Source organism: Leifsonia xyli subsp. cynodontis DSM 46306, assembly GCF_000470775.1.
GTDB lineage: Bacteria > Actinomycetota > Actinomycetes > Actinomycetales > Microbacteriaceae > Leifsonia > Leifsonia cynodontis.
Genome location: NC_022438.1, coordinates 2,163,170 through 2,183,557, shown reverse-complemented (window position 1 = coordinate 2,183,557; position 20,388 = coordinate 2,163,170). Strand labels below are relative to the sequence as shown.

Genomic DNA, 20,388 nt, shown 5'->3' with positions numbered 1-20,388 from the left:
GCCCCACTCACCGGGTAGCCCCGGGTGGGGCACGAGGACAGCGAACAAAGGTTAGAGAAACTTATGAAGGTCAACCCCTCCGTCAAGAAGATCTGCGACAAGTGCAAGGTCATCCGTCGCAACGGCCGGGTCATGGTCATCTGCGAGAACCCGCGCCACAAGCAGCGCCAGGGCTGATCCGGCCGGGGCTCACCGCGCAAGACTCAACTGAATAACGAGGCGATCCCAGAACCCGCGTCCTGACTCAGGAGGCGGGGGACACCCCCGGAGGAGGCCGGGGCACCGGGGCCGCCGCAGACCTCCGCTCATCACAGGAGAAGCCAAAAATGGCACGTCTAGCAGGCGTCGACATCCCGCGCGACAAGCGCGTGGAGGTCGCACTCACCTACATCTACGGCGTCGGGCGCACCCGCGCGCTGCAGACCCTTCGCGAGACCGATATCTCGGGCGATATTCGCGTCAAAGACCTCACGGACGAGCAGCTCGTCTCGCTCCGCGACTACATCGAAGGAAACTTCAAGGTCGAGGGCGACCTCCGCCGCGAGGTCGCCGCCGACATCCGCCGCAAGGTCGAGATCGGCAGCTACGAGGGAATCCGCCACCGCAAGGGCCTTCCGGTCCGCGGCCAGCGAACCAAGACGAACGCGCGCACCCGCAAGGGGCCGAAGCGCACCGTCGCCGGTAAGAAGAAGGCTCGCTAGGCCGACAACGGACTCAAGGAGATAAGAAAATGGCAGCACCCAAGTCGGCCGCTCGCAAGCCGCGCAAGAAAGAAAAGAAGAACATCGCTGTGGGCCAGGCCCACATCAAGAGCACGTTCAACAACACGATCGTCTCGATCACCGACACCACCGGTGCGGTCATCAGCTGGGCTTCCTCCGGCGGCGTCGGGTTCAAGGGCTCCCGCAAATCGACTCCGTACGCCGCCCAGCTGGCCGCCGAGTCGGCCGCCCGTCAGGCGCAGGAGCACGGTATGAAAAAGGTCGACGTCTTCGTGAAGGGCCCGGGTTCGGGTCGTGAGACGGCGATCCGCTCCCTCCAGGCCGCCGGCCTCGAGGTGGGCTCGATCAACGACGTCACTCCGCAGGCGCACAACGGCTGCCGCCCGCCGAAGCGTCGCCGCGTCTAATTCTGTGTAAATTTTCGAGCAAGCGAGGGGGTGGCACGGCTTCGCCGCGTCACCCCCTCGCGCCCGATGCGAGTGTCATATAGCGGACACTTAGCCGAAAGGAAAACAAAAAGTGCTCATTGCACAGCGTCCTACGCTCACCGAAGAGAACATCTCGGAGTTCCGATCGCGGTTCGTCATCGAGCCGCTCGAGCCGGGCTTCGGCTACACGCTCGGCAACTCCCTGCGCCGCACTCTCCTCTCCTCCATTCCCGGCGCGGCTGTGACCAGCATCCGCATCGACGGCGTGCTGCACGAGTTCAGCACCGTTCCGGGTGTCAAGGAGGATGTCACCGAGATCATCCTGAACATCAAGGGTCTGGTGGTCTCGAGCGAGCACGACGAGCCGATCACCGCCTATCTGCGCAAGACCGGCGCCGGCCAGGTCACCGCCGCGGACATCTCGGCCCCCGCGGGCGTGGAGATCCACAACCCCGAGCTGGTCATCGCGACCCTCAACGACAAGGCGAAGTTCGAGGTCGAGCTGACCATCGAACGTGGCCGCGGCTACGTGTCCGCCCAGCAGAACCGCAACGAGTACAGCGAGGCGGGTCAGATCCCGATCGACTCGATCTACTCCCCGGTCCTGAAGGTCACGTACCGCGTCGAGGCCACCCGTGCCGGTGAGCGCACCGACTTCGACCGCCTCGTGGTCGATGTCGAGACCAAGCCGGCGATCAGCCCGCGCGACGCCATCGCGTCCGCCGGCCGCACGCTGGTCGAGCTGTTCGGACTGGCGCGCGAGCTCAATAGTGCGGCCGAGGGCATCGAGATCGGCCCCGCGCCGGTCGACCAGGTCCTCAGCTCCGAGCTCTCGATGCCGATCGAGGACCTCGACCTGTCGGTCCGGTCGTACAACTGCCTCAAGCGCGAGGGCATCAACACCGTCAGCGAACTCGTCTCGCTGTCGGAGACGCAGCTCATGAACATCCGCAACTTCGGCCAGAAGTCGGTGGATGAGGTCAAGGACAAGCTGACGGAGATGGGGCTCTCGCTCAAAGACTCCGTCCCCGGCTTCGACGGCGCCCACTTCTACAGCGGGTACGAAGAGGACGAGTCCACCATCTGAGGCCGCCTCCCTTCCGCCTTCCGCTTTCAACACTGGAGATAACCGATCATGCCTAAGCCCACCAAGGGCCCCCGCCTCGGGGGTGGCCCCGCGCACGAGCGCCTGATGCTCGCCAACCTGGCCGCCGCGCTGTTCACCCACAAGAGCATCAAGACGACTGAGACCAAGGCCAAGCGCCTGCGCCCCTACGCCGAGCGCCTCATCACGTTCGCGAAGCGCGGCGACCTGCACGCCCGTCGTCGTGTCCTCGCCGTCATCGGCGACAAGACCGTCGTCCACGAACTCTTCACCGAGATCGCGCCGCTGCTGGCCGAGCGCGAGGGTGGCTACACCCGCATCACGAAGCTGGGTTTCCGCAAGGGCGACAACGCCCCGATGGCGCAGATCGAGCTCGTGCTCGAGCCGCTGACCGCGAAGGCGAAGCGCGCGAAGCCGAGCGCCGCGAAGGCGGCCCCGAAGGCGGAGGAGCCGGTCGAGGAGACCCCCGCCGAGGAGGCTCCCGCGGAGTCCGCTTCGGAGGAGACCGTCGCGACCGAGGCCGAGGTCGTCGAAGAGGCCACCGGCGAGGCCGAGAAGGAGACCACCGCCAAGGCGGAGGCCGAGAAGGCCTGACCTTCTCATCGCAGCGTGACGTCCCGCATCCCCTCGGGGGTGCGGGACGTTCGCTTCGACCGGCGGCGCGAGCGTGTGGCCGCGCACCCCGATGGCTTCGTCGCCGGCAGAAGATCGGCCACAGCCCGCGTGTGCGGCATCCTGGCTCCTAGAATCGAGGGATGACCGACCAGGCGACGCGATTCCGGCTCGACATCGCCTACCAGGGCACCGACTTCGCCGGCTGGGGCCGTCAGCCGGAGTTCCGGACCGTCCAGGGGACGCTGGAGGCCGCGCTCGCGACGATCTTCCGCCGCACGGGGGAGCCGCCGGCGCTGACCGTCGCCGGGCGGACGGATGCCGGCGTCCACGCCACCGGCCAGGTCGCGCACGTCGATCTCTCGCCCGAGCAGGTGGCGCTCTTGCGCAAGCCGCACGGCAAGCGCGAGCCCCGGGCTGCGCACGAGGCGCTGCGGCGGCGGGTGAACGGTGTGCTGGGGCCCCTCCCGGATGTCGTGATCGTCCGGGCCTCCGAAGCGCCGCCCGGCTTCGACGCGCGGTTCTCCGCACTGTGGCGCCGCTACGAGTACCGCGTGGCCGATCGCGTCGCGTTCCGCGACCCGTTGCAGCGGCACCGCACTTTTTGGGTTCCCTCGACGCTCGACGCCGACGCGATGGACCGGGGCGCACGCGGGATGCTCGGCCTCCACGACTTCGCGAGCTTCTGCAAGGCGCGCGAGGGCGCGACGACGATCCGCACTCTGCAGGCGTTCTCCTGGCGGCGCGACGACGACGGCGTCTTGCTCGGCGAGGTCGTCGCCGACGCCTTCTGCCACAGCATGGTCCGGGCGCTCGTCGGCGCGTGCGTCGAGGTGGGCGAAGGCACGCTCCGGCCCGGCGCCCTTGTCGAGCTGCGCGACGAGCGGCGGCGTACGAGCGCCTTCAGGGTGATGCCCGCGCGCGGTCTGACGCTGCGGGAGGTCGGCTACCCCGACGATGCCGAACTCGGCCGGCGCGCCGAGCGGACCCGCGGTCTGCGCACGCTCTGACGTCCGGTTTGACCGTTCCCGGGCGTGTCGCGTAGGATTGACCCTTGGTGTCTACGCCTCACTGCGGCGCGCACCGCGAACGTGAGCCCTCCACCGGCTTCGGTTCCCCTCCCCTCGGGAGAGGAACCCCCATCGGAGTGGGATTCACGAACTCCTCCGTTCGACACAAGAAAGCAGCCACTACTGTGACGCGCACTTACTCCCCGAAGGCAGACGAGATCCGGCGCGACTGGGTCGTCATCGACGCGACCGATGTCGTGCTCGGCCGTCTCGCCAGCCACACCGCCGCCCTCCTGCGCGGCAAGCACAAGGCGACCTTCGCCCCTCACCTGGACACAGGCGACTTCGTCATCATCGTCAATGCGGACAAGGTGGCCCTCACCGGCCAGAAAGCCGCCCAGAAGAAGGCCTACCGCCACTCCGGCTACCCGGGCGGCCTCAAAGCCGTCACCTACGCCGAGCTCCTCGAGAAGAATCCGGTTCGCGCCGTCGAGAAGGCTGTGCGCGGGATGCTGCCGAAGAACTCCATCGGCCGGGCCCAGCTCCGCAAGCTGAAGGTCTACACCGGAAGCGAGCACCCGCACGCCGCCCAGCAGCCCAAGGCCTACGCCCTCGGCCAGGTCGCCCAGTAGGCGATCCCACGACCTTCACGACTGACTAAGAAAAAGGATTATCACCATCGTGGCGAAGATCGCAGACAGCATCGACTCGGCCCAGGTCGACACCGTTGAGAACGTCGAGTCCTACTCGACCGAGACCCCGGAGAGCGCCGCCCCGGCCGCTCCCCGTCCCGTCCTCTCCGTTCCCGGCGCGGCCGTCGGTCGCCGCAAGGAGGCCATCGCGCGCGTGCGTCTGGTCCCCGGCGCCGGCACCATCACGGTCAACGGCCGTGCGTTCGCGGACTACTTCCCGAACAAACTGCACCAGCAGCTGATCACCGACCCCTTCAAGGTCCTCGACCTCGTCGGCTCCTACGATGTGATCGCGCGCATCACCGGTGGCGGCCCGTCGGGTCAGGCCGGGGCGTTCCGCCTCGCCATCGCCCGGGCCCTCAACGAGATCGACCGCGAGAACAACCGGCCGACCCTGAAGAAGGCGGGCTTCCTCACCCGCGACGCTCGCGTCACCGAGCGCAAGAAGGCCGGTCTCAAGAAGGCCCGCAAGGCATCGCAGTTCTCCAAGCGTTGACGCTTCGCAGCGCTTAGGCTTCGGTTTATGCCCCGTCTTTTCGGAACCGACGGAGTCCGCGGACTCGCGAACGGTACGCTCACCGCCGACCTCGCGCTCGGCCTCGCCCAGGCAGCCGCCGCTGTCCTGACGCGAGGCCGCAGCGCGGAGGCGCGCCGCGCCGCGGGCAAGCGCCCGCTGGCCATCGTCGCCCGCGACCCGCGTGTCTCCGGTGAGTTCCTGTCGGCCGCCGTCGCGGCCGGTCTGGCCAGCTCGGGAATCGACGTCTATGACGCCGGTGTCATCCCGACCCCCGCTGCGGCCTTCCTCATCGCCGATGTCGAAGCCGACTTCGGTGTGATGGTCTCGGCCTCGCACAACCCCGCTCCGGACAACGGCATCAAGATCTTCGCCCGTGGCGGCACCAAGCTCCCCGATGTCGTGGAGGACAGGATCGAGGAGCACCTCCACCTGGAGAAGCTCACACCGACCGGCGCCGAGGTCGGGCGCATCCGGCGTTTCGCGGATGCCGAAGACCGCTACGTCCTGCATCTTCTGGCGAGTCTGCCACACCGCCTGGACGGCATCCATGTCGTCCTCGACTGCGCGCACGGAGCCGCCGCGGGGATCTCGCCGGAGGTCTTCACCGATGCCGGCGCCCGGGTGACCGTCATCGGCGATGCGCCGGACGGTATGAACATCAACGACGGCGTCGGCTCGACGCACCTCGACAGGCTGGCGGAGGCCGTGCTGGCGGCCGGCGCCGATGTCGGCATCGCTCACGACGGCGACGCCGATCGCTGCCTGGCGATCGATGCCGATGGCCGCATCGTCGACGGCGATCAGATCATGGCTATCCTCGCTCTCGGGATGAAGGAGCGCGGCAAACTCAAAGACGACACGCTCGTGGCGACGGTGATGAGCAACCTCGGACTCAAGCTCGCTATGCGCGAGGCCGGTGTCCGGGTGGTCGAGACCGCCGTCGGCGACCGCTATGTCTTGGAGGAGATGAACGGGCACGGCTACTCGCTGGGCGGCGAGCAGTCTGGCCACGTCATCATGAGCGATTTCGCCACCACGGGCGACGGCATCCTCACCGGCCTGCACCTGCTCAGCGAGATGGCACGCCAGCGCAAGAGCCTCGCCGAGCTCGCACAGGCGATGACGGTGTACCCGCAGGTGATGGTCAATGTGCGGGGGGTCGATCACCACTCGGTCCACAGCGACGAGTCGCTGCGGTCGGCCGTCGAAGCCGTGGAGGCGACGCTCGGCGACAGCGGCCGGGTGCTGCTGCGTCCGTCGGGAACCGAGCCCCTGGTGCGGGTCATGGTGGAGGCGGCCGATCAGGACACGGCCGTGCGGATGGCGAACGAACTCGCGGATGTGGTCCGCGAGCGGCTCGTGGGCTAGGTGTGCTGCTCAGGGACGTTGGTTGAGGTGTGACGCGATAGATGGGTGAGGACCTCCCGGTCGAGAGTGGGGCTGTCTAGTTTCCCTGCACTCGATGACTTAGGAGGTCCTCGTGACCCACGCTAATGCTGCTTTGACTCCTCGCGAATGCCTCCGCCTGGCCCGCCAAGTCGTCGACGACGGCTGGTCCGTTGCTGCGGCGGCGACCTACTTCCGAGTGTCCTGACGCACCGCGGACCGATGGGCTCGTCGTTACGTGGAGATGGGCGAGGCGGGAATGCTGGACCGTTCGTCACGGCCGCATCACAGCCCGAACAAGACCCCGCGAAGACTGGTCCGCAAGGTCGTGCATCTGCGGTGGAAGAAGCGGCTGGGACCAGTCGGTATCGGCGCCCAGCTCGGCATGCCCGCCTCGACCGTTCACACGGTCCTCTCCCGGTGCCGGATCAATCGGCCCAGCCACGTCGACGTCCGCACCGGCGAACCCGCCCGCCGCTACGAGCACGAGCATCCCGGATCGATGATCCACGTCGACATCAAGAAACTCGGCAACATCCCCGACGGTGGCGGCTGGCGCTACGTCGGACGTCTCCAGGGAGAGCGGAACAAGGCCATCACCGCGAAGCGGACCGGGAAACACGGGATCACCGGCGACATGATCACCGGCACAGCGTTCGTTCATACCGTCATCGACGATCACTCCCGTGTCGCTTACGCCGAGATCCACGACGACGAAACCGCCGCCACTGCAATCGCTGTTCTGCGTCGAGCGGTCGGCTGGTTCGCCAGCCGTGGCGTCACCGTCGAACAGGTGCTCTCCGACAACGGCTCCGCATACCGCTCATACGCCTGGCGCGACGCTTGCGCCGAGCTCAGCATCCAACCGAAACGCACCCGGCCCTACCATCCGCAGACGAACGGCAAGATCGAACGCTTCCACCGCACCCTCGCCGACGGCTGGGCATACGCCCGGCACTACAACTCCGAATCAGCCCGCCGCAACGCACTCCCGGCCTGGCTGCACTCCTACAATCACCACAGGCCCCACACCGCCATCGGCAGCCAGCCACCCATCAGCAGATTGACCACCGTCCCTGGGCAACACACACACACCTAGGGCACGATCGAGAGGAAGATGAACGCGGCGAAGATGATCAGGTGGATGGTTCCCTGCATCCGTGCCGCGCGCCCCTGCACGATCGTCAGGATGCTGACTCCCACCGTGAGGGCCAGCAGCACGATCTGGCTCGCCCCGAGGCCCAGGTGCAGCGCCCCCGGCAGCCAGATCGACGCGATCGCGATGGACGGGATGGTGAGGCCGATGCTCGCGATGGCGGAGCCGAGCGCCAGGTTGAGGCTGGTCTGCATCCGGTTCCGGCGCGCCGCTTTCGCCGCTGCGATGCCTTCGGGGAGCAGCACGAGCAGCGCGATGACCACTCCGACGAACGACTGCGGCAGACCGGCCGCGGTGACAGCGCGCTCGATCGGGGTGGACTCGAGCTTGGCCAGGCCGACGACGGCAACGAGGGCGATCAACAGCATCCCGAGGCTGATGAGCGCGGTGCGGTTGGAGGGCGCATCGGCGTGGCTGTCCTCGGCGATCGGCCGTTCCTTGGTGGAGACCGGGAGGAAGAAGTCCCGGTGGGCGACGGTCTGCGTGAACACGAACATCGCATAGAGGAGCACCGAGGCGATCGCCGCGAACCACAGCTGGCTCGGGGAGAACTGCGGGCCTGGTGTCTCTGTGAACGCCGGGAGCACCATCGTCAGCGCCGCGAGCGCTGTCACGGTGCCCAGGGCCGAGCCGCTGCCCTGCGCGTTGAAGGACGTGGTCTCGCGGCGGGAGGCCGCCAGCAACAGGCTGAGGCCGACGATACCGTTCATCGTGATCATCACGGCCGAGAAGACGGTGTCCCGCGCGAGGGTCTCGGAGTCTTTGCTTGTTGTCATCAGGGTCACGATCAGCGCCACCTCGATCACGGTGACCGCCACGGCGAGCACCAGCGACCCGAACGGCTCCCCGACCCGGTGGGCGACGACCTCCGCGTGCTGAACGGCCGCGAGCACGGTGCCCGCGAGGAAGACGCCGATCAGCGTGATCGAGAACGCTCCGAGCGGCACCGTCCAGAACCCCACGAGCAGGACGAGGCCGATCACGGGGACGCCGATCGCCCAGAAGCGGATGAGCCAGGTTCCGAGCGCTTTCATAGTCCCATCCTGTCAGTGCGGCGCGTCTTCCCCCATAGTCACATGCATGAATGCTGAGGTGGATGCATGGCCGATCGTACGCGCATCCCGTCCTCCGCATCCCGGCGCGCTCTCGCGGCGTTCGCCGTCACCGCCGCTCTGACGGCGGCTCTCTCCGCCTGCTCTCCCGGCGCGGGCCCGACGGCGTCCTCCACCCCGAACCGGACCGCCACCGGCTCTCCGACGCCGCGGCCGAGCAGCAGCAGCACGGCCGTTCCGATCGACGACCAGTGCGACACCGCGAAGCTGAACGGTTCCATCGCCGCGGGAGGCGGGGGAGCGGCCGGCAGCGTCGAGGTCACCCTCGTCCTGACCAACGGGGGGTCCGAGCCGTGCGCGCTGCAAGGCTGGCCGGGTGTCTCCTTCGTCGGCGACGGCAACGGCGTCCAGCTCGGCCAGCCGGCTGAGTTCGACCGCAGCGCGCCGCATCCCACCGTGCGACTCGCCCCCGGTGGCACCGCGCACGCGCCGCTCAAGATCGCACAGGCGCTCAACTACGACCAATCGGAGTGCCAGCCGCAGAAAGCCGACGGCTTCCGCGTCTATCCGCCTGGTTCGACCACCGCTCTGTTCGTGAAGGACGGTGCTTTCACCGCGTGTACCAGCGCCAGCGTCTCTCTGCTGACGGTCGGCGCGCTCGTCGGCGGCTGATCCGAGATTACGCTGGAACCGTGCCCCTCGCCTCTCCCGTCTCCGGTCGCGGCACACCCGCCTGGCTGATCCGCCTCGTCGTCGTCACCGTGCTGGTCGGGGTCGGCGCGGGTGTCGGCGGAGGGGCGGTGGCGCTCGCCCTGCACGCTCTCCAGCACCTCGCGTTCGGGTACTCCGAAGGCACCTTCCTCGACGGTCTGCAAGAGTCGCCTCCCGCAGACCGGGTGGTGGCGCTGGCGGTTGCGGGCGTCATCGGCGCCGTCGGCTGGTGGCTGCTGCGCGGCTGGGGCCGCCGCCGCGCCGATCACGCCGTCGTCGCCGTCCAGGCCGCCGTCGACGGCCAGCGGATGCCGGTGCTGGTCACCCTCGCCAATGCCGCCCTGCAGGTCGTCATCGTCGGTCTGGGCGCGTCCATCGGGCGAGAGGTCGCACCGCGCGAAATCGGAGCGCTCTGGGCGTCCTGGCTCTCCGAGCGCGCCGGCGTCACGGCCCGTGAGCGCCGCATCCTCGTCGCCTGCGGGGCCGGGGCCGGCCTCGCTGCGGTCTACAGCGTCCCCTTCGGCGGGGCCGTCTTCGCCCTCGAAATCCTCCTGGCCGAGATCAGCTTCGCCACGGTCCTCCCCGCCTTCGCGGTCTCCGGCGTCGCCGCCCTCGTCGCCAGCTCCGTCGTCCCGGCCAACCCGCTCTACACCGTGCAGCAGGTGCCGCTCAGTCCGCAGCTCGTGGTCTGGGCACTGCTGGCGGGGCCGCTGCTCGGCGTCGCCGCTGTCGGCTTCGTCCGCCTCGCCTCGTTCGCGCAAGCCCGTCGGCCGCGCTCCTGGGGCATCCTGATCGCGATGCCGCTCACCTTCGCTGCGGTGGGCGTCGTGTCCCTCGGCATGCCGGCCATCCTCGGCAACGGTCACGCACTCGGCCAGCTCGCGCTGTCGGCGACTGTGCCGGTGCTGCTGCTCTTGGCGATCACTCTGGTGAAGACCGTCGCGACCGTCGGCACCATTGGGGCGGGCGCAGCGGGCGGCACGCTGACCCCGTCTCTCGCGATCGGCGCGGGCCTCGGTCTCGGTCTCGGCTCCGTCTGGGACGCGCTCTGGCCCGGCGTCCCGCTCGCCGGGTTCGCGCTGATCGGGGCCGCGGCGTTCCTCGCTGCGACCATGCGCGCCCCGGTCACCGCCCTGCTGCTGGTGATGGAGTTCACACACCAGGGCCCGCAGCTGCTGACCCCGGTGATGCTGTGCGTCGCCGGAGCGGTCGCGGTCGGCTACGTGTGGGAGCGGCGTCGCGTGACCGGCGTCGCCTGAACTCCCTCCTCCGTTCGCTTCCGTGTGACGAACAGCGCCGTCCCGGCACAGACCGCCGTCGCGAACCCCACGACCGCCACGGCCAGGTCGATCCACTGCCGTCGGGTGAGAGCGTCGTGGTGGCCGACCGCTCGCGTGGCGACGCCCTGATCGAGCCCGGGCGCGAGGAACAGTCCCAGGGAGACCAGGGCGAGGATGAGGGCCAGTCCCAGGAGAGACCACCAGGTGTTGCGAGGCATGAGTCTATTCAACCCGGGATCGGACTCGGATGGGGAGAGACGGCTGGGTTTCGCCGGGAGCTCGGGCGCGCTGCTCACCGGAGACACAGGACTTCTCTCGATTCTGGACTTCTCTCAAGCGCCCCACTATCCCGGACGGCTCGTTCGGCCGCACCGGTCGAGGGCCACAGCATCCTGTGGCCCTCGACCGGCCGTTGAGGTGGGCCCCGTGGGGCTCGAACCCACGACCCGCGGATTATGGGGGCGTTTTTATGCCGCTCCAGAATCATTCGCCCCGTCAGCGGCCCGGCCTACGCCTCGACCAGCGTCACCCCAGGGGTCGCGCTGCCTGACGTATCGCAAATCACAGTAGCCCAATACCGCACAGTGCCCCGCTCTATAGCCTTTGTTGCGCCATGTCAGGCAGCACTCTTGAGAGGATTGAGCACATGGATTGGACGTCCGCCCTCGCCGGATTCGCACGTTACCAGCGCGCCGCTGGTCTGTCAGAGAAGACCATTGTGAACCGAGAAGAAAGCCTCATACTCATCGCACGTCTTTGCGGGATTGGGCCCCTCGACGTGTGTGAAGAGGATCTGCTCAATATGCTTTCCCGATTCAATCCGCGCACCGGTTGCCCGCTCGCGGCCGGGACCAAGCAGTCCGAGCGGTCCTACTACCAGACGTTCTTCACGTGGATGCAGGTCAAAGGGCACCGGCCCGACAACCCTTCCGCCGGACTCCCCAAGATCAAGATCCCGCGCCGGAAGCCGCGACCGCTGCGCATCCAGCAGGTCGACGCCATGCTGGACTCCGGCGCGTACAAGCGCACCCGCGACATCATTACCATCGCCGCCCTTTCGGGCCTACGTATCGGTGAGATTGTCAAGATCCGAGGTGAGGACGTCGACCTCGACGGCGGCGTTCTCTGTTCACTCCGCAAGGGCAACTTGGCCCACGTGATAGCCCTCCACCCTATTCTCATCGACCTCGCGCGGAGCTACCCGCGCACAGGATGGTGGTTCCCATCGCCGCACCGCAATGAGCAGTTCCCGAACGGCAGCGGCCACATCCTCATGAAGTCGGCCTCCGCCCGCGTCTCGAAGGCGATCCGCAACGCGGGCATCACGGACCGGAACCTCACCGGGCACAGCCTCCGCCACTTTTACGCCACCACTCTCCTGAAGCAGGGCGTCAACATCCGAGTGGTGCAGGAACTCCTCGGCCATGCTTCGCTGGCGACGACGCAGCTCTATACCGAGGTCGACCAGGACGACATGCGCGCCGGAGTCGCCACCCTTCCGCCGATCGCGCAGCGACGCAGCTCGGCTCGCATGCGCACCATTCCCGAATCTGACAAGATGGTTGGGTAAGCCCCTGTAGCTCAGTTGGCAGAGCAAGTGACTTTTAATCACTGGGTCCTCGGTTCGAGCCCGAGCGGGGGCACCCTTTGAAGGTGTAACGGTTCGGCTGTCGGTGGATGTACGATCAGCGCCATGAACAAGTCAGTCCTCGCTCTCGCGCTCGTGGGGGTGCTCGCTCTGGCCGGGTGCTCGACGACGCCCGCTGCGAAGCCCGCGCATAAGACGACTTCCACGCCCGCTGCGGTTTCAATCGGGGAAGATGCTGGGGTGATCGCGATCCGTATCAAGGGCTGCGAGGACGTTCGTGTCGGTGACATCGCGGGCGGTGCCCCGGCCCTGCTGTCGACGGCGACGTGCATGCTTTACGGGCATACCATCAACGTCAACTCGTGGGCGAGTGGGCGTGACTCGAACATCGAACCGGTCCTCGCTGGCGACGCACGCGAGACCTACTATGCCCGCGGCGACTCCTGGACGGTGACCCTGGGTGATGATCCGATCCTCCAGTATCAGTTCACGAACCAGGCCGATAAGTTGCTCCAGGCCGCGTTCGCTGGGCACACGGCCGGGCCGGTGAATTTGTCCGTGGAGCAGAATGTCGCGCGGGCTGCCGTCGCATCCCTTGGTGGAGAGGTCTACCACTATGTGCCGTAGAGATTGCATGCCAGTACATACGTTTGGGGCTGGTTGGTTTCGGGGTGTTTGTGGGCAAAATGTGGGGTGGGGTGGGGTGGGGGTTTGTTGGTGGTTGTGGGACTGGACTATAAAATTGTCCCTGTCAAATATTCACGGAACTATTCGGCGTGTTGCGCTGAGGGGTGCCCGCCCGCCGGTCACCACAGTTTGTGGTGTGGCATTTGGTGGAATGTGCTCATGCTCATGCTCATGCTGTCATCGGCGAGGAGATCGATCCTGTTGGTGTTCGGGTGGTGCCCGGCTTGTCTCTGAGTGAGGGTCGGTTCCCGGGGCTAGTGTGATCGTATGCCCGTCATATCCATCCGCCCTCCCTACACGTTGCACCGGGGGAACGTCCTCCGCGCCTACAAGGACTGGGAAGCGCCCGACACGATCATTAGCGATGGCGCGTACGGCGTGCGTGGTTTCCACGGAGATACGACGGGCGCTGAGGGCCTTGTGGACTGGTACCGCCCACACGTGACCGCCTGGGATCGAGCCGCGAAGCCGGCCACTACTCTGTGGTTCTGGAACACTGAACTCGGTTGGGCCACCGTCCACTTCTCCTCATCGAGACGGTTGGGAGTACGTCCAGACGGTGACGTGGGACAAGGACATCTCACACGTCGCCGGGAACGTGAACGGCGCACCATCCGCCGCCTCCCGGTGGTGAGCTCTCCGTGACGCCCGAGGACTGGAACGCTCTGAATATCTTCTCCCCGCCAGCATCTCCCGGCGCTAACGATCAGTTGTACCAATCCTTCCTCACGCTCCGATCGCCTCTTTTTCCGCGGTCGTTTCGTCAATGACGATGCCGATGGGACGGTTTACATTATTGGGTGATAGTGATTGTGGTGTCTGGGGTGTGAGTGAATGTGTTGGTAAGCACGCTTGCGGTATAGCTTCCGTGGTCAATGCCGGTGAGGGCTGGGGTGATGGTTTGGGTTCCACCGGTAGAGGTGTAGATCGGACTTGTCCAGACAGCAGGCAGTCGCCAAGAACCCTTGGATGTTAGGGAAGTAAGGCGAAGGCCGAATTGTTGCCCGGCTGGTATGCCAGCGACATGGATTCGAACGGTGCTGCCCTCTCGGATGCTGATGAATCGGTGAAGGTTTAGATGTGCAGCCTTGTTCTTGCCGATGGCTTGAAGTTGAAGGGGAGAGAGGTTTGCTTGGGGGGTTTCGGGGTTAGCGACGGTTACGTTGGGGTCGGCCATGAGGGTGTTCATGTCGATATCATCCAGATAGTTGTGTTCGGGTGTAGCTTTTTGTCGACCCAGGGTGGGTCCGTTGACTGTGACGGTTTGGATTAGCTGAGCAACTTTGCGGCTGATGGTTTGGCCTTCTTGGGTAATTTCTGAGTTTCCTGTGACATAGTCGAGGTGTTCTTGGAACTGATGGAACACGATTGCGAACGCTCCCACGAGCCAGTTGTAGTCGCAGAATGGGTCGCCTCCATGGCACAGACCGGTTTTGGAAGAGGAAAGCGCGTAATACTTGTTGTCTTGAATTTTTTCGGGGGTGGTGGAAATGTAGCGCATGAAGCCGTTTCCGCCGGAACCACTGCCGTGGTTACCGGTTTGATTTTCGAATTGCAGCGGGTCACCAAAAATTTGAGTGAGCGCGACATCGTCAGGTCGCAGCTGGGTGAGCCAGCGCGCAGTTATCGCACCTTGGGAATAACCGAGGACAACAAACTTCGGAGACGGGCAACCGGCAGCAGTTTGCGCCTGGATGGTCGAATCTATATATGAGGCGGTATTTGTTGCGCCGGCTCGAGCGGAGTCCCCGATTACTTTCTTGATAAAGGCAACGTCGACCGTTCTCGGTACCGCCACCCCCGGATATCCCTTCCCGGTACCGAATTCGTCCGGACCGATCGCTTTGACTGGGACCGTATCCACATACGGACTCGGGGCCCTGGTGCCGCGGCTTTGAGCTACGTAGGCTTCCAGAAGACGACGTAGAGTTTTCCCTTCCCAGCCGTTAGTGGTCATCGTCGTATCTCTGTACGTCCCAGCGCTACCCCTAGGCTCGCCTGAACCGCGGAACACGAGAACTTGCACAGGGGTGCATCCGGCGGGCAATTCTACCAGTCCGGCCGCATGGGCTGGAGCCATGCCGCCGACCATTCCGAGGCTTACTACAGTGATCACACTTATCGACATGAGTGTTTTCCGAGAAAGTCGTATTCTCATTTCGAACTTCCAATCATTTAAATATCAAAAATAATATCAATAGATAAATCACAGAGAGGGGTATGGCACGAAAACCGTCGCCAGCAGCAAGGCGACAAAAAACGCGACTGCAACAAGAACCGCGACGGGGACGACCCAGAACAGGTGAAACCGCTTGCCTGGCCATGATGATACCCTGACGACCAAGAAGACAAGAACAAGTACTCCCATTGTTCCGGAGACAAGGAACAATCCGCACGTGTTATAGATGCTGGGTGCTGCCCACCCAACGAGTGGCTCAGATCTCACGAGAAAACGCGGGAGAAGCAGCAAACCCACCCCGCTGACTGCTATTGCCAACAGCGTCCACCAGATTATGGCGTGAACCCGCATAAATTCATCCGAGAAACATCGGAAAAGCTCTTTACCGAAATAGTTTTCACGAAACTTTCCGGTCTACTGGCCTTCTTGCATAACCTGCTCAAGGCTTGCCGTAACAGGGAAGACCGTTGCGCGCCGCACATTGATGGTTTCTACAAGGTCGCCTCCTTCGAGGCGGAAGGAAGCCCCCACCTTTTCGCCGTGCGCGTCTACAGCCCAGGGAACAGCGAACCCTCCGACCGGATCATTCTGCCCGTCACTAACAACAGCTACGGAACCGTCCTGGCGGATAACAGGGTGAAGACCTTTCATCATCTGTAACGGGAACCGGTACTCCCTTACCGCACCTGGTGACGGCACCCGCATCAGAACCTGCAGAGCATTCTCGGTCGGAAAAACACTCATAACCGTCTCCCCTACCTTTGTAGAACCCAAAGCACGCCCGGTGCCATGAAACGGTCGCCGGGAAACACCACCCGCATCGACAACCTCATTCGTCTGCTCGCCTGGCACGGTGAACGAAAAACCGCCATCATCTTCCGACGGCCCCTCCTCAGCCTGGGGAACCGGGCGGGTACGAGAGTCGACCACCGTCTTGGTATCACGCATCGGTGACCCCACGGCCGAGTCCACGCGCGAAACCAGCACAACAGACGACCCGGCAACCAGCCCCGCGACAACCAAACCAGCCACCCCCGCCACAACCCGAACCCTCCAAGATTGTGAGAACACACCCAACATCAAAACCTCCTCAATTCCTGCTACCCCTCGCACCATACGAGCGAGCATTCCCCCCAGACAGGCCCCTCATGAGGGGGCCTGTCTGGGAGGCAGGGAAGAGGTTAACCCCATGAGCGGGTCTGCGGGGAGGCCTATCCAAAAAATGGTGGAAACGGACGGTGACCCTAAGGCTCAGTTAAGGCCAGGGAGTCAGCCACGGCCGGCGAAGGCGATCACGAACACGTTCAGCGTTGGCGGTGGAGATGACCGAGAAGCAGCTGACGGCCGCGAAGTTTGTCCAGCTTCTACCGCGAGCACCAGCAGAACGGCCTACCTGCCGAACACCCACGATGCCGTCTGCCGAGCGGGTCACCATTCTCCGAATGGTTCGCCTACCGGCCGCTGCAAACGCCGCAGCCACACACCTACCGCAGGGGTGTTGCCGGTGTGTATGGCTGGAGAGTAGCGTTCGGCCATGTTGATAAAAAGTGATGTTATGGCTCGTGTAAAAGACGGCACTCATGCCATCCCCCTTCTCGGGTGGTGGTTTCTGGCCTTAGGCCGAAGGGACCGGTCGAAGCGGAGGGGAATCCGTTCTCTTGCTGTCGTGACCTCGGTCGTAGCGGGTCTGACGTTCTCGCTCGTCGGCGTTCAGTCGGCGTCCGCCGGTGTGGGTTCTGTGTCATCGGGGCAACGTGTGGTGAGCCCATCTGGGCATGGTCTCGTGAGTATCGGGGACTCTTTCACTGCAGCCTACGGTGTTGGCGCGGATGTAGGAGGCCCCGCTGCCGTGTGTGGCCAGTCCGATTCCAGCGTGGGACGTCTGGTAGGCAGCGCAGCCGGTTACTCTGTCACTGATGTTACCTGCATGGGCGCAACGGCCCGAGGCATGGTCAATGGCCAGGACAGGACCGACAGCGATGGCAAAACGATCCACATTCCACCCCAGATTAACGCATTGAACTCCTCCACCGACATGGTTCTTGTCTCCGCTGGAGGCACCGACCTGGGCTTCTCAAGAGTCATTATTTCTTGCCTTGCCGAATCCGGCAAGGGTCCTGTTGCAGAGACGGGTTCGAGGACGTGTCGTCAGGATTACGTGAAGAATGGTCACGACGAATTGGACCGCAGGATCACTGACGTTGTGGGACCGGCCCTCGATGCTCTTTATGGTCAGATCAGCGCGCGTGCGCCGCACGCGCGGAAGTTCGCCTACGACTATCCGGATCTGTTCCCTGACCGGGCGAACACTCCGGCGGCTGGCTGTTACGCGTTCACGACGACCGGGACGGGCGATTTGAAGGAAACCGACATGCCTTTCACGGATGAGGATGTGGTGTATCTTCACCAGGTTCAGGACAAGTTGAACGGTCTCATCAAGAGAGAGGCAGAAAAGTATGGCTTCACCCTCCTTCCTGCAAGCAGCCGCAGCCAGGCACGGACTGCTTGTAGCGCTGCACCCCATTGGGTGAATGGTCTCAACGCCCTCGGCGCGCCAGACCGTAATGGTGAAGCCTTCCACCCCACACGCGTTGGCATCGCCCACTACGTCGATGTTTTCAAATACGCAACAAAGAAAAACTGACGGGTCCATCCCGAGAAGCCGGCCAGCATCGGCATGGCGTACAGCGGGAACCGGCACCGTAAACGATCGGTGATTTCCGGGTGATGATGCAAAGCCCCTGAAGGGGTGTCGCATATTGCGACACCCCTTCTCCCATGCCCGGGCCGCCGGCACACGACAAAAACCCGCCCCGGCCTACCGCCTCAATTGAGGGGTGGGCCGGGGCGTGGTGGTGGGTGTTAGGGGTTGGCGGGTGGGGTGGTTGTGGGGTCCTGCGTCGGGTTGGCGGGGGTTTGCGGGTCGGTCTTTTTGATGGTGCCGAGGCCGATGGTTGTCAGCCACCGGTTGATGGTGGGGATGGCCATGATGCGGGTGAGGGCGGCGGCAATCCCGGTGACGATGCCGGCGAGGCCGACCAGCCACAGGTAGACCTTCGAGGTGAGGGGCAGGCCGAGGGCGTCGATGACCTGCGGGAGGATCACGGCGAAGGTCAGGAAGGCGGGGATCCCTGTCTGGATGATGGTGCGGAGGACCCGTTGGCCGGTGTGAATAATCTCCGGGATCTCGGCGGTGAGGTGCTTGCTCATGATTCTCCTTCGGGGAGGTGTGGTCGGGGGTTGTTCTTCTCGATGTCGGTGAGGCGTTCGCTGAGGCGGTGATCGGTGCGGGTTTGTTCTTGGTCGGCGTCGGCGAGACGGCCGATATCGCGTTGCATGCCCCGTTGGGTGCGTTGCACCTCATCGAGGCGCTCTCCGTGGGTGTCCTGGGTTGCGCGGACGGCTGTGATCTCGCTGATGACCGCTGTGATCTCGCTGATGAGTTCGTTGTGGCGGTGGTCGGATTCGTCGCGGAGGTTGGTGGTGTGGCTGTTCGTGACTTGTTCTTTGACCTCGCGGGTGTCGGATGCGATGTTTTTCACGGCGCGGCGGGTGCGGGCGCCCAGCACGATCGAGATCACGATCGCGGCCATACCACCGGCCGCGGTCACGGCCGCGGCGATCAACGTCGCCCACCCCATGGGAATGTCGGGCATGGTGTTCCCCTCTCATGGGGTTCGGGAGAGGGTTCTAGGTGGATGCGTGGGCGAACACGTCCTTGATCGCGGTCTCGCACGCGGCCTGGACTTGTTCAGGGGTGAGGGAGAGGCCACTGTTGGCCTGGATGCCGGCCAGCACGGCCGGGACGAGAAGGGCGGACACGGACTTCGCGAGGGCCACGGGGTCGCCGCCCTGTTGTGCGCGGAGGCGTGCGGTGCGGGATGCGAGGATGCCCCATACCGTCCCGTCGCCTTCCGCGTGGACGGGCTCGATGAGGCCGGTGCGGGTCAGGGCTTGGAACTCGTCCGCGGTCAGCCAGTCGAGGGTCCCGTCCGGGTTCAACGTGCCGATCGCGCCGGAGGCGTCGCCCGTTTTGATCAGCTGGATTTTCATGTCCTCCTCCAGAGGGGTTGGGGTTGTGAACGCTGTGGTCAGCGACGTTTGGGCTTTGTTACGGTCGATGGGGGTGGACGTGTACTGCCATACCGTCCAGTCAGGCCACCACCGGATGGGTGGTGGGGACGGGGTGTAGGAGGCGATCCACAAGGGCGCGCCGGCCGCCACGACGGCGGACCAGTCGGCGGCGTCCATGAGCGACTTGTTCAGATACACGCCCGGGACCACCCTGAGACGGGTCTTCACCTGGTTCAGGAAGGCGAGCGCCTGCGCGGGGCTCCACGCCCGGGTGCCTGTGGATGCCTCGTCCTCGATATCGAGCCACAGCGAATCCCCGGCGACGTAGGCGAGGTTGTCGGCGAAGAAGTCCGCGCACACCACTGGGTCGAGGTTCCCGTTGAAGAAGTAATGCCCGACATGCCTCCCCGCGGCCCGCGCGAGCGCGACCTGTGCCCGGTAGCAGGACCCGACGGTGAGTCCAACATTGGCGCGGGAGGCGTTGATGATCACGAAATCCTCACCCGCAGGGGTGTAGTCGCCCTGCGTGTAGGAGATGTCAACACCCTCAAGCAGGGTCATGGTCACACCTCGCTCAGGATCAGGACCGCGTTGTTCACGCTGATCGCCGACGCCGAAGAGCATTGGACCTGCAGTTTCCAGACGTGTGATCCGGCCGCGGTGGAGAGTTCGTGCTCGAATCCGGCCGCGTACTGTGATGTCGCGCCGCTGATCCAAGGTAGGTCGTTGTTGAGGGTGTCATCGACTTGGGTGCCATCGCAGAGGACCCGGAACTGGGCGATCTGCCGGCTGCCGGAGTTCTGGTTCGACACGTATGCGCGCCAGTCCGCAAGGGTCAAACCACCCGTCGATGTGACCGTGACGGAGAGCACGTCGGTCCACGTCGACGCGACGGACAACACCAGCGGCGAGGTGAGGCGCGCCCGGCCGAGGCGGGTGATGCGCTTGCGCGCCCAGCCGGACGAGCCGTGCTCCCACGTGGCGCCGGTGTCGGTTTCGTAGAACTCGAGGCCGTCCCACACGTCCGCGCCGGTCAGGCCCGTGCGGGTGGTGGAGGTGCCGGTCTTGCGGTTGCCGACGCCGGCCGCGTAGTTCGACACCTCGGACAGGTCAGCGGCCTGGGCCGGCACCCCGGAGGAGGAGTATTGGGGCTGGTTCTTCGTCCCGGAACTGTCTCGTGCCATGCTGT

The 20,388-nt window shown here is 65.0% G+C and carries 22 protein-coding genes, 1 tRNA gene and 1 pseudogene; 16 read left to right on the top strand and 8 right to left on the bottom strand.

The features are described from left to right. The first annotated feature begins 63 nt into the window (after positions 1 to 63). The 10 genes and pseudogenes from rpmJ (at position 64) to O159_RS10455 (ending at position 7,571) form a co-directional block, all read left to right on the top strand. On the top strand, positions 64 to 177 hold the full coding sequence (gene rpmJ / locus O159_RS10500; protein WP_011186712.1) for a 50S ribosomal protein L36: 114 nt from the start codon (positions 64 to 66) through the stop codon (positions 175 to 177). Positions 178 to 326: 149 nt separating this feature from the next. After that, positions 327 to 701, top strand: a complete 375-nt coding sequence (gene rpsM / locus O159_RS10495; protein WP_021755758.1) for a 30S ribosomal protein S13 — start codon at positions 327 to 329, stop codon at positions 699 to 701. Positions 702 to 730: 29 nt separating this feature from the next. Continuing rightward, a complete protein-coding gene (gene rpsK, locus O159_RS10490; RefSeq protein WP_021755756.1) occupies positions 731 to 1,129 on the top strand; it encodes a 30S ribosomal protein S11 in 399 nt (132 codons plus the stop codon). A 112-nt stretch (positions 1,130 to 1,241) separates the two neighbouring features. Further along, a complete protein-coding gene (locus O159_RS10485) occupies positions 1,242 to 2,237 on the top strand; it encodes a DNA-directed RNA polymerase subunit alpha (RefSeq protein WP_021755754.1) in 996 nt (331 codons plus the stop codon). Positions 2,238 to 2,285: 48 nt separating this feature from the next. Continuing rightward, entirely contained in the window at positions 2,286 to 2,849 is a 564-nt protein-coding gene (rplQ, locus tag O159_RS10480) for a 50S ribosomal protein L17 (protein ID WP_043993695.1), read from the top strand. A gap of 161 nt (positions 2,850 to 3,010) precedes the next feature. Next, a complete protein-coding gene (truA, locus tag O159_RS10475) occupies positions 3,011 to 3,877 on the top strand; it encodes a tRNA pseudouridine(38-40) synthase TruA (RefSeq protein WP_021755752.1) in 867 nt (288 codons plus the stop codon). A gap of 185 nt (positions 3,878 to 4,062) precedes the next feature. Then, on the top strand, positions 4,063 to 4,509 hold the full coding sequence (rplM, locus tag O159_RS10470) for a 50S ribosomal protein L13 (protein WP_021755751.1): 447 nt from the start codon (positions 4,063 to 4,065) through the stop codon (positions 4,507 to 4,509). 49 nt (positions 4,510 to 4,558) lie between these two features. After that, positions 4,559 to 5,065, top strand: a complete 507-nt coding sequence (gene rpsI, locus O159_RS10465; RefSeq protein ID WP_021755750.1) for a 30S ribosomal protein S9 — start codon at positions 4,559 to 4,561, stop codon at positions 5,063 to 5,065. A 27-nt stretch (positions 5,066 to 5,092) separates the two neighbouring features. Continuing rightward, entirely contained in the window at positions 5,093 to 6,454 is a 1,362-nt protein-coding gene (glmM, locus tag O159_RS10460; protein ID WP_021755749.1) for a phosphoglucosamine mutase, read from the top strand. A gap of 112 nt (positions 6,455 to 6,566) precedes the next feature. After that, positions 6,567 to 7,571: pseudogene (locus tag O159_RS10455) on the top strand (IS481 family transposase). Here the strand turns inward: O159_RS10455 and O159_RS10450 are convergent. Continuing rightward, positions 7,568 to 8,662 carry a calcium:proton antiporter gene (locus O159_RS10450; RefSeq protein ID WP_021755747.1) on the bottom strand — a complete coding sequence of 365 codons (1,095 nt, stop codon included), beginning with the start codon at positions 8,660 to 8,662 and terminating at the stop codon, positions 7,568 to 7,570. The pseudogene O159_RS10455 and the gene O159_RS10450 overlap by 4 nt on opposite strands. A 66-nt stretch (positions 8,663 to 8,728) precedes the next feature. Here O159_RS10450 and O159_RS10445 point away from each other — a divergent pair, with 66 nt between their 5' ends. Continuing rightward, positions 8,729 to 9,352: a DUF4232 domain-containing protein gene (locus O159_RS10445; protein ID WP_021755746.1), complete on the top strand. Its 624-nt coding sequence runs from the start codon at positions 8,729 to 8,731 to the stop codon at positions 9,350 to 9,352. Positions 9,353 to 9,372: 20 nt separating this feature from the next. After that, on the top strand, positions 9,373 to 10,650 hold the full coding sequence (locus O159_RS10440; RefSeq protein ID WP_021755745.1) for a chloride channel protein: 1,278 nt from the start codon (positions 9,373 to 9,375) through the stop codon (positions 10,648 to 10,650). Here O159_RS10440 and O159_RS10435 read toward each other — a convergent pair. After that, on the bottom strand, positions 10,611 to 10,889 hold the full coding sequence (locus O159_RS10435) for a hypothetical protein (RefSeq protein WP_021755744.1): 279 nt from the start codon (positions 10,887 to 10,889) through the stop codon (positions 10,611 to 10,613). The genes O159_RS10440 and O159_RS10435 overlap by 40 nt on opposite strands. Positions 10,890 to 11,317: 428 nt before the next feature. Here O159_RS10435 and O159_RS10430 point away from each other — a divergent pair, with 428 nt between their 5' ends. From O159_RS10430 to O159_RS10420, 3 genes are all read left to right on the top strand, one after another. Further along, complete coding sequence (locus O159_RS10430) at positions 11,318 to 12,241, top strand: tyrosine-type recombinase/integrase (RefSeq protein WP_169725689.1); 924 nt, start codon at positions 11,318 to 11,320, stop codon at positions 12,239 to 12,241. Then, positions 12,242 to 12,314: transfer RNA gene (locus tag O159_RS10425), tRNA-Lys, on the top strand. A 50-nt stretch (positions 12,315 to 12,364) separates the two neighbouring features. After that, complete coding sequence (locus O159_RS10420) at positions 12,365 to 12,886, top strand: hypothetical protein (protein ID WP_021755742.1); 522 nt, start codon at positions 12,365 to 12,367, stop codon at positions 12,884 to 12,886. Between the two features lie 853 nt (positions 12,887 to 13,739). Here the strand turns inward: O159_RS10420 and O159_RS14175 are convergent. Both O159_RS14175 and O159_RS14645 read right to left on the bottom strand, forming a co-directional pair. Further along, the gene (locus O159_RS14175) at positions 13,740 to 14,903 is read right to left on the bottom strand and encodes a cutinase family protein (RefSeq protein WP_169725688.1); all 1,164 of its coding nucleotides are present in this window, start codon (positions 14,901 to 14,903) and stop codon (positions 13,740 to 13,742) included. A gap of 636 nt (positions 14,904 to 15,539) precedes the next feature. Then, positions 15,540 to 16,073, bottom strand: a complete 534-nt coding sequence (locus tag O159_RS14645) for a hypothetical protein (protein WP_169725679.1) — start codon at positions 16,071 to 16,073, stop codon at positions 15,540 to 15,542. Between the two features lie 586 nt (positions 16,074 to 16,659). Between O159_RS14645 and O159_RS14170 the strand changes: the two genes are divergently transcribed. Further along, positions 16,660 to 17,769 carry an SGNH/GDSL hydrolase family protein gene (locus tag O159_RS14170; protein ID WP_081689869.1) on the top strand — a complete coding sequence of 370 codons (1,110 nt, stop codon included), beginning with the start codon at positions 16,660 to 16,662 and terminating at the stop codon, positions 17,767 to 17,769. A gap of 218 nt (positions 17,770 to 17,987) precedes the next feature. Here O159_RS14170 and O159_RS10405 read toward each other — a convergent pair whose 3' ends face one another. The 4 genes from O159_RS10405 to O159_RS10390 are packed head-to-tail and all read right to left on the bottom strand — an operon-like array spanning position 17,988 to position 20,383. Next, on the bottom strand, positions 17,988 to 18,335 hold the full coding sequence (locus O159_RS10405) for a hypothetical protein (RefSeq protein WP_021754741.1): 348 nt from the start codon (positions 18,333 to 18,335) through the stop codon (positions 17,988 to 17,990). Beyond that, positions 18,332 to 18,781 (bottom strand): DUF2746 domain-containing protein, encoded by a 450-nt coding sequence (locus O159_RS10400; RefSeq protein ID WP_021754742.1) that lies wholly within the window; start codon positions 18,779 to 18,781, stop codon positions 18,332 to 18,334. The genes O159_RS10405 and O159_RS10400 overlap by 4 nt, the downstream gene beginning before the upstream one ends. Positions 18,782 to 18,815: 34 nt before the next feature. Beyond that, positions 18,816 to 19,760, bottom strand: coding sequence for a glycoside hydrolase family 25 protein (locus O159_RS10395; protein ID WP_021755233.1), 945 nt, complete (start codon positions 19,758 to 19,760; stop codon positions 18,816 to 18,818). A 2-nt stretch (positions 19,761 to 19,762) separates the two neighbouring features. Beyond that, positions 19,763 to 20,383 (bottom strand): hypothetical protein, encoded by a 621-nt coding sequence (locus O159_RS10390; RefSeq protein WP_144267598.1) that lies wholly within the window; start codon positions 20,381 to 20,383, stop codon positions 19,763 to 19,765. Between the last annotated feature and the right edge of the window lie 5 nt (positions 20,384 to 20,388).

Bases quoted from the DNA above. Each gene is read 5' to 3' on its own strand.
- rpmJ (WP_011186712.1), top strand. From the start codon at position 64: ATGAAGGTCAACCCCTCCGTCAAGAAGATCTGCGACAAGTGCAAGGTC.
- O159_RS14645 (WP_169725679.1), bottom strand. From the start codon at position 16,073: ATGCGTGATACCAAGACGGTGGTCGACTCTCGTACCCGCCCGGTTCCC.
- O159_RS10400 (WP_021754742.1), bottom strand. From the start codon at position 18,781: ATGCCCGACATTCCCATGGGGTGGGCGACGTTGATCGCCGCGGCCGTG.
- O159_RS10450 (WP_021755747.1), bottom strand. From the start codon at position 8,662: ATGAAAGCGCTCGGAACCTGGCTCATCCGCTTCTGGGCGATCGGCGTC.
- O159_RS10445 (WP_021755746.1), top strand. From the start codon at position 8,729: ATGGCCGATCGTACGCGCATCCCGTCCTCCGCATCCCGGCGCGCTCTC.
- O159_RS14175 (WP_169725688.1), bottom strand. From the start codon at position 14,903: ATGACCACTAACGGCTGGGAAGGGAAAACTCTACGTCGTCTTCTGGAA.
- glmM (WP_021755749.1), top strand. From the start codon at position 5,093: ATGCCCCGTCTTTTCGGAACCGACGGAGTCCGCGGACTCGCGAACGGT.
- rpsK (WP_021755756.1), top strand. From the start codon at position 731: ATGGCAGCACCCAAGTCGGCCGCTCGCAAGCCGCGCAAGAAAGAAAAG.
- rpsM (WP_021755758.1), top strand. From the start codon at position 327: ATGGCACGTCTAGCAGGCGTCGACATCCCGCGCGACAAGCGCGTGGAG.
- O159_RS10390 (WP_144267598.1), bottom strand. From the start codon at position 20,383: ATGGCACGAGACAGTTCCGGGACGAAGAACCAGCCCCAATACTCCTCC.
- O159_RS10420 (WP_021755742.1), top strand. From the start codon at position 12,365: ATGAACAAGTCAGTCCTCGCTCTCGCGCTCGTGGGGGTGCTCGCTCTG.
- O159_RS10405 (WP_021754741.1), bottom strand. From the start codon at position 18,335: ATGAGCAAGCACCTCACCGCCGAGATCCCGGAGATTATTCACACCGGC.
- truA (WP_021755752.1), top strand. From the start codon at position 3,011: ATGACCGACCAGGCGACGCGATTCCGGCTCGACATCGCCTACCAGGGC.
- O159_RS10430 (WP_169725689.1), top strand. From the start codon at position 11,318: ATGGATTGGACGTCCGCCCTCGCCGGATTCGCACGTTACCAGCGCGCC.
- O159_RS14170 (WP_081689869.1), top strand. From the start codon at position 16,660: ATGTTGATAAAAAGTGATGTTATGGCTCGTGTAAAAGACGGCACTCAT.
- rplQ (WP_043993695.1), top strand. From the start codon at position 2,286: ATGCCTAAGCCCACCAAGGGCCCCCGCCTCGGGGGTGGCCCCGCGCAC.
- O159_RS10435 (WP_021755744.1), bottom strand. From the start codon at position 10,889: ATGCCTCGCAACACCTGGTGGTCTCTCCTGGGACTGGCCCTCATCCTC.
- O159_RS10395 (WP_021755233.1), bottom strand. From the start codon at position 19,760: ATGACCCTGCTTGAGGGTGTTGACATCTCCTACACGCAGGGCGACTAC.